The sequence below is a fragment of the Exiguobacterium artemiae genome (genome assembly GCF_033342815.1).
Taxonomy (GTDB): Bacteria; Bacillota; Bacilli; order Exiguobacteriales; family Exiguobacteriaceae; genus Exiguobacterium_A; species Exiguobacterium_A artemiae_A.
Map to the genome: position 1 here is coordinate 331,593 of NZ_JAWPEN010000002.1, position 7,858 is coordinate 339,450.

The window sequence follows — 7,858 nt, forward strand, 5'->3', positions numbered from 1 at the left end:
GATTGTGAATGAAAGGGGGCTTTTTTCATGAACAAAATCAAGAAACTGTTGAGTGACGTCAAACTGAATCAATAAATTCTAAAGAGAAAAATAAGACACTTCGAGATGTGGATCGGGCGTTTGATACAATATGAAGGGAGTAATGAAATGGGATAGGTGGCGAACCATTATGATTGATTGGGCATGGCTTGAAGTTGATCGATTAGAGCATCAAGAGAATTGGAATGAAACAAAAGAATATCTTGTAAAAGCATGGCAACAAAATCCGACGGACTTAAAAACGACTGTACGACTTGGCTTTTTTTGTTGGTATGTCGTAGTCGAACAAGGACCGCTGGGAATTACAGATGCAGATATAGACACAGGTGAATTAGAGTCTATATTGATTGAAGTGACAACTTTCGGTTTGGTTCATTTTATGACAGAGGAAGATTTTCTCTGGTGTTTTGGTTATATGATTTCCATGTTTCCCGAATACTTTGGCGACTATGAACAGTGGGAAGAAAAAGGGGTTTCCATGTTAAAACGTGCTTATGAATTGCATCCGGAGGAACCTGTATATAAATATTCTTACTTAGGATCTTTCACGAATACTTACCGAACACGTCGAACACGTAAGAATGAATTAAAGCGGTTAAAACCTGTTTTAGAAGATCGATTTAGAGGAGAAGGCCTACTGTCTGAGTACTTTAAAAGTGTATTTAGCTAACATTCCAGGTGGTTTTTTAAGACTCACTTTTTTTACATGAAATCTAATGTATAAAAAATGTGGAGGAGTATAAAGGGTTGAAGCGAAATATTAGTTTTTTGTTGATTAATGAAAAACATGGAATGCCAGAAGAAAGTCTGTCGCTAAACAAGCGCGGACTTTCTTTTCGTTAAAACATGCAAAAAAAATGTTTAATTAAAAAAGAAGTAGGGGAAATTCAAAATGTTGGCATTTAAAATTATTTGTAAGCGTTTGATATTTAATTTTAATATTAAATTTTAAACACTGTTTATCCCAAAGGAGGAGAAGGTCATGAGTAGAAAAGAAAATACATTTATCGACGTGTTTAATACCCAAGCGGAAGTGTTAAGTAAAGTGAATGAATTAAAGGCACAGGGTTACAATGAAAGCGATATGTATGTCGTCGCACAAGATAAAGATTCGTTTTCTATGTTAAAAGACCAGACAGACGTCCATGTGGATACTACGGGTGAAGAGCAGCATCAAGGGTTCATGGGGAAATTTATGGCCGCCTTCTCTGAGGATTCTTCTACGGAAGCATTCAGTGGTATGGGACTGGATCGTACTGAATCAGAAGAGTATCGTCGTCAAGTGCAAAACGGCAAATTAGTATTGTATGTAGACAGTGATTATGGGGATTCTTACGAAAAACATAATCAGAGTTATGGTCAAGGGTACGGCATTGCTTCAGATGTGAACGAGAATCAAAAATACGGTACGAGTTCAGAAGTGGATCAGAATCAGGATTACAATAATTCTTCAGAAATGGATCGGACATCTGCTACTGCATCAGATGTCGGGACAGAGGAAGAACGGATTCGCCTGCATGAGGAACGTTTGAATGTTGATAAAGAAAGAGTACAGACCGGAGAAGTAAATGTCAGCAAACGTGTAGTCGAAGAACAACAATCCATTGAAGTCCCGGTTGAGCGTGAAGAAGTGTATGTAGAACGTCGTCCTGTCAATGAAAGTGAAACAAGAACAGATGCGTTTGTAGATGAAAATGACTCGATTCATGTCCCGCTTTCTGAAGAACGCGTTGTCGTTTCAAAACAAGATGTTGTTTCTGAAGAAATTGTCGTCGGGAAACGGAAAGTTCAAGATACTAAAACCGTCTCGGAAACGGTACGTCATGAAGAGGCAGACATCGATGATGGTACGAATACGACAAACAATCTTGAACGAGACAACAATCTTGATCGAAACAACGGACTTGATCAAGAAGATAGAAGATAATTCTATAATTAATTGTTAAGAGAGTGGCTCATCAGCCACTCTCTTTTTTTGATGAGATACGATATGTCACGTTTTCATTTCTTTTCTTCAAAAAAACGTGTGTTTAAGTGTAGATTTTAGTAACGTAAAAAAGAACCTGAAGATTAACAGATGAGAAAAGGAGTTGGAAGAGGACGATGAACGGACGAAATCCGGTTTATGATCACGCCAAATTAGCTTTGATTTTTTTGGTGGTTCTGGGTCACTTGATTGAACCTTTTATTGTGAAAAGCCGAATGTTAGAAGGTGTGTTTAATTTTATCTACGTTTTTCATATGCCGGCTTTCATCTTCATTTCCGGTTATTTTGCAAAGGCAGCATTAACCGTCAGAACCGGACTAAAACTTTTTTTGGATTACCTTGTGCTGTTCGTACTCATTCAACTCGTATTTGTGGCGGTCATGAAAGGAATCGGAATGGATCAATATCAGTTTTTAACCTTCCAACCGGCTTATATTTATTGGTATTTGTTTGCGATGTTCGCTTGGAGTTTAATGCTGCCGGCAGTTCTTCAGTTGGCGCAATTCATTAAACTCGGGGTTGGGCACATCGTGGTCATCAGTGTTCTGATTGCTTTAGTTGCCGGTTACGTCGAACAGATCGGCTGGATGTTCAGTTTGTCACGGATTTTGGTGTTCTTTCCGTTTTTTGTGCTCGGTTATTATTTCAAGAGTCAAGGTTGGACGATCTATCAAGCATTCCCGAATCGTAAAATAGCTGTAAGTGTCATGATGATCGTTGCGCTGATGATGTGGATTTGGCCGAATCTTTTTCAATTTGGTTTGCTGAGTGGAGCGAATTCATATTCCAAGATTGGATTAACCGATACAGGACTAATCGTACGACTTGTTCTGTATCTGGTGCAGTGCCTCATGATTGTAGCGTTCTTTACACTAATGCCGCAAAAACTGTCCTTATTTTCTCGTCTTGGAACAAAGACGTTGACCATTTATATTCTTCATGGATTCATCGTCAAAGGATTTGTTGCCGCTGCATATTTTAATGAGCTTACCGTAGAGAGAGTACTGTTACTGCCGTTTTTGGCACTCATGCTCGTAGTGGTCTTAGGGAGAGTCCCGCTTCGGTTTCAGTTATCACGGCTTATTTTCAAGAGTGACAAGCATAATCAGAAAAACGTGGGAAAAGTCAGTTGATCGAAAAAAACGCTTCCAAAACCGAACGTTCGGTTTATTTGAACGACTAAATTTCGCTTTTATGGTTGACCGGTGATTTAGAGCGTGCTACGATGTGTCTGTTCTTATCTTAATCATCCACTAAAAAAACAAAAAATAATGCCGTATAATTCTGGGGATATGGCCCGGAAGTCTCTACAGGAACACCTTAAAGGTTCCTACTACGGCGTGCACTGATTTCCGGTGTGCGCTTAAAGAAACGGCTTTTACCGCTTAGGTAACTGCCGTTTTTTTCGTTTCTTGAGACGGCTTATTTGGAAAGAGGGCAACCATGAGCACACAGATGAAACCGCAACAACCCAAACAAAAGGAGAATGCGATTGCGCGTTACTTCGACTTTAATGGACTCGGTACGAATATGCGGACAGAGTTCATCGCCGGTATGACGACGTTCTTCGCGATGGCTTACATCTTGTTCGTCAATCCGAACACACTCGCAGAAGCGGGAATGGACGCCGGAGCGGTCTTCGGTGCAACGGCACTCGTTGCGATTATCGGTTCGGTCACGATGGGCTTACTCGCCAATTATCCGATCGCCTTGGCACCCGGCATGGGACTAAACGCGTTCTTCGCTTACAGCGTTGTTATCGGAATGGGTATCCCGTGGCAAACAGCTTTATCCGGTGTTTTAGTATCCGGTCTGGTTTTCATGGTGTTAACAGCGTCCGGGATTCGGGAAACCATCATCAATGCAATTCCTGAACCTCTTAAAATGGCAGTAGCTGCCGGAATCGGTTTATTCATTGCTTTCATCGGTTTAAAAACGGGTGGCATCGTCGTCGCCAACGAAGCGACACTCGTCTCGCTCGGTAACCTCGGTCAGGGGACAACATTACTTGCTGTCTTCGGCTTAGTCATCTCAGCTATCTTAATGACACGCGGCATTAAAGGAGCGATCTTCTTCGGAATGATCATCACAGCAATCGCTGGTATGATCTTCGGTTTAATTCCGGTACCGTCAAGTCTAGGTGAAATTGTCTCAGCTCCACCAAGTATCGCCCCGACATTCGGTCAAGCGTTCTTACACTTTAATGAAATCTTTACGGTTCAAATGGCAGTCGTCATCTTAACGTTCTTCTTCGTTGATTTCTTCGATACAGCAGGAACACTCGTTGCGGTCGCTAACCAAGCAGGATTAATTAAAGAAAATAAAGTCCCGCGTGCCGGTCGTGCCTTGATCGCGGATTCAACAGCAACAGTTGCCGGTTCGATTCTCGGAACGTCAACGACAGTCTCTTACATCGAATCAAGTGCCGGTGTTGCAGCAGGTGGTCGCTCAGGTATGACGGCGATCGTGACAGGATTATTCTTCGGACTTGCTTTGTTCTTCTCACCGTTGCTTGCGATTATCACAGCACCGGTCACGGCGCCAGCGTTAATCATCGTCGGTGTGTTGATGGCTTCATCACTTCTCCAGATCGATTGGAAGAAGTTCGAATATGCAGTGCCGGCTTTCTTGACAGTGATCATGATGCCGCTGACGTATTCCATCGCAACCGGGATTGCCTTCGGATTCCTGTTCTATCCGATCACGATGATTGCGAAAGGACGCGCGAAAGAAGTCCATCCGATCATGTATGCCATGTCACTCGGGTTCCTGGCTTACTTCATCTGGTTACACTAATTTTTTGATTGCTCATGACGTCTTTCTTCTATATAGAAGAAAGGCGTTTTTTTTATGCAGGAGGGAAAGGGGATTAAGAGGAGGTGTTCGTATGATGAAAAACCCGACAGGTCCGGTTTTTGAATATTTAGCCGAGCACAACGGATTGATTCAAATGGCGCGGAAAATCGGTCTACCGTTAGGCGGAACCTTTTTTGTCGGAGGACAGGAAACGGAAGAGACGATTCAAACGGTCCGGGAATTAAATGAAGACGGACGGGCGGTAACGGTTGATTGTCTCGGTGAATTCATTGAAACAGAACAAGATGCAATCGGGATTGCTGATGAATGCATCAAAGTCATCTACTGCATTGCGGAAGAAAAGTTAAATGCGCAAGTCTCTTTAAAACTGACATCAGTCGGATTACGGCTTAATCCGCAAATCGCGGAGAAGCAGATGACACGGATTTTGGAAACGGCAGAACTGTTCGATATGCGTGTGACCGTTAATATGGAAGAAGAAGCGGTGTGTGAAACGATTATTCAAGTCTTTGAACGGTTGCGCGGACGTTTCTCAAATGTCGGGATTGCCTTGCAAGCCAACCTATACCGGACACGTTTTGATCTTGAACGCTTGCAGTCGACAGTTCGTGTCGTCAAGGGGGCATATACCGGTCCGGAAGACATTTATATTGAACGGAAAGAAACCGTGGACGCGACGTATTTACAACTGGTCAAACACAACCTGTTGCAAGGATGTTATACACAGGTGGCGACACATGACGAAGACATGATCCAAGAAATCATTCGTTTTGTGCATCGACAGGGTATTGGATTCGATCAATTCGAGTTCCAGATGCTGCAAGGGATGCGGCCGAATCGGCAAAAGGAATTAGTAGATGAAGGATACCGTGTCGTCATCTATGTGCCGCATGGCGTCGACTGGTATACGTATCTGATGAAACGGTTGGCGGAACGACCAGCTAACATTGGATTTACCGTGATGAGTATGTTGAGACTTTAACTAAATTTAGCGAGAATTCTCCCACCTCTAAGCGTCTCAGGGCGAAGCCCAGCATAGGTGGGAGATGAATCACCCTGTTTTTCAAGACTGAGATTGTTTGATAAAATCAGTGTAACGAATCAAAAGGAAAGGTGTGATTGCGTTGCTGAAGGCGTACAAGTTTCGACTCTATCCGACGAAACCACAACAAGAATATTTCGTGAAGACGTTCGGGTGTGTCCGTTTCGTCTACAATAAGATGCTCGAAGAGAGAATCCGATTGTATGAAGATTCGAAACTGAACCCTAATGCGAAACAGAAGCTCCCAACCCCGGCGAAGTACAAGCCCGAATTCCCTTTCCTCAAAGAAGTCGACAGCCTGTCGCTGTCGAACGCTCAGATGGACTTGAACAAAGCATATAACAACTTTTTTCGAGATCCGTCTGTCGGGTTCCCGAAGTTCAAATCGAAGCACAACGCCCGTGCCTCTTACACAACAAATAATCTGAAGGGGAGCATACGAATCGAAGATCGTAAGGTGAAGCTTCCTAAAATCGGTTTTGTGAAGTTGAAGCAACATCGTCCGTTCGATGGTATGATCAAGTCCGCTACGGTCTCGATGACGAAGACCTCAAAATTCTTCATCTCCATTCTTGTCGATCAATCCGAAGAGCAATGGGTTCCCGCTAAGAATAAAGTAGGAATTGACCTTGGTCTGGAACACTTCGCCATCATGACAAACGACGAGTGGACTTCTGAGAAAGTTGCCAATCCTCGTTTCCTTCGAAAGTCCGAAGAGAAGATCAAGAGGGCACAACGTGCCTTGTCCCGCAAAAAAAAGGGGAGTAAGAATCGAGACAAGGCGAGGATCATCCTCGCCAAGAAGCATGAGAAGATTGTAAATCAACGTCAAGATTTTCTTCATAAGCTGTCGAAACGGATGGTTGACGATAACCAAGTCATCGTCGTCGAGACACTGAAGTCGAAGAACATGATGAAGAACCATAAGATCGCCAAATCGATCGGAGACGTCAGTTGGTGTGAGTTCGTCCGGCAGTTGGCATATAAATGCACATTCTACGGACGAACACTGATCAAAGCGGACCAATGGTACGCCTCAACGCAAATCTGTTCTTCTTGTGGAACGAAAGGCGAGAAGAAGACGTTGGATGTGCGAGAGTGGACATGCACTTGCGGTGCGCATCACGATCGAGATATCAATGCAAGTATCAACTTGTTGCTGTTAGCAGACTGAAACCCCTTCAGGGTGGGAACCACCCGATGAGCTTGGTCAATAACCGTAGCTCGTAAAAGTACGGTCTTCCCAAGAAGCTCCCACTTCAATTTGCGAAGCAAATAAGTGGTGAGTAGTTCACAGGCTTTACAAAGGGTTTTTGAATCCTTTGTAAAGTTTTTTTGAAATAATGCTTGTGTTTGTCGAATTTTGTTGGTATATTAATAAATGTTCCAGCGAGACGCCTTTTATAAACGGTTTGTTGGGGCTGAAAAATCTTTTTCTTAAACATGGTTGACATAATCATAAGAACCTGTTAATCTATTGAAGTCGCTAATGCGGCACAAAAGAAATGACGAACTTTGAAAACTGAACGATGAGGCAAAAAACGTATCTTCGGATACAAACAATGAATGAAGCGCAAGCTTCGTCAACGTGACTTCGGTCACACAACGAGCAAGTCAAACACTTTATGGAGAGTTTGATCCTGGCTCAGGACGAACGCTGGCGGCGTGCCTAATACATGCAAGTCGAGCGCAGGAAGCTCACGGAACTCTTCGGAGGGAAGTGAAGGGAATGAGCGGCGGACGGGTGAGTAACACGTAAGGAACCTGCCCCAAGGATTGGGATAACTCCGAGAAATCGGAGCTAATACCGAATAGTTCTTCAGACCGCATGGTCTGATGATGAAAGGCGCTCCGGCGTCACCTTGGGATGGCCTTGCGGTGCATTAGCTAGTTGGTGGGGTAATGGCCCACCAAGGCGACGATGCATAGCCGACCTGAGAGGGTGATCGGCCACACTGGGACTGAGACACGGC

6 protein-coding genes, 1 rRNA gene and 1 riboswitch are annotated in these 7,858 nt (G+C 43.6%); all 7 genes read left to right on the forward strand.

Annotated features, from left to right (window positions below):
• Positions 1-169: 169 nt before the first annotated feature.
• Positions 170-709, forward strand: coding sequence for a hypothetical protein (locus tag R7V76_RS04220; protein ID WP_318091396.1), 540 nt, complete (start codon positions 170-172; stop codon positions 707-709).
• 312 nt (positions 710-1,021) lie between these two features.
• Positions 1,022-1,966: a YsnF/AvaK domain-containing protein gene (locus R7V76_RS04225; protein WP_318091397.1), complete on the forward strand. Its 945-nt coding sequence runs from the start codon at positions 1,022-1,024 to the stop codon at positions 1,964-1,966.
• Between the two features lie 176 nt (positions 1,967-2,142).
• Positions 2,143-3,159 (forward strand): acyltransferase family protein, encoded by a 1,017-nt coding sequence (locus R7V76_RS04230; RefSeq protein ID WP_318091398.1) that lies wholly within the window; start codon positions 2,143-2,145, stop codon positions 3,157-3,159.
• A gap of 121 nt (positions 3,160-3,280) precedes the next feature.
• Positions 3,281-3,382: riboswitch (purine riboswitch) on the forward strand.
• A 135-nt stretch (positions 3,383-3,517) separates the two neighbouring features.
• Positions 3,518-4,822: an NCS2 family permease gene (locus R7V76_RS04235; RefSeq protein ID WP_026829315.1), complete on the forward strand. Its 1,305-nt coding sequence runs from the start codon at positions 3,518-3,520 to the stop codon at positions 4,820-4,822.
• Between the two features lie 91 nt (positions 4,823-4,913).
• Positions 4,914-5,825, forward strand: coding sequence for a proline dehydrogenase family protein (locus R7V76_RS04240; protein ID WP_318091399.1), 912 nt, complete (start codon positions 4,914-4,916; stop codon positions 5,823-5,825).
• 142 nt (positions 5,826-5,967) lie between these two features.
• The gene (gene tnpB, locus R7V76_RS04245) at positions 5,968-7,059 is read left to right on the forward strand and encodes an IS200/IS605 family element RNA-guided endonuclease TnpB (protein ID WP_318091400.1); all 1,092 of its coding nucleotides are present in this window, start codon (positions 5,968-5,970) and stop codon (positions 7,057-7,059) included.
• A 448-nt stretch (positions 7,060-7,507) separates the two neighbouring features.
• Positions 7,508-7,858: ribosomal RNA gene (locus tag R7V76_RS04250) — 16S ribosomal RNA — on the forward strand; the annotation flags it as partial.

What these genes read in the sequence shown, in the direction of transcription:
- R7V76_RS04220 (WP_318091396.1), top strand. Translation starts at nt 170, where the DNA reads ATGATTGATTGGGCATGGCTTGAAGTTGATCGATTAGAGCATCAAGAG.
- R7V76_RS04225 (WP_318091397.1), top strand. Translation starts at nt 1,022, where the DNA reads ATGAGTAGAAAAGAAAATACATTTATCGACGTGTTTAATACCCAAGCG.
- R7V76_RS04230 (WP_318091398.1), top strand. Translation starts at nt 2,143, where the DNA reads ATGAACGGACGAAATCCGGTTTATGATCACGCCAAATTAGCTTTGATT.
- R7V76_RS04240 (WP_318091399.1), top strand. Translation starts at nt 4,914, where the DNA reads ATGATGAAAAACCCGACAGGTCCGGTTTTTGAATATTTAGCCGAGCAC.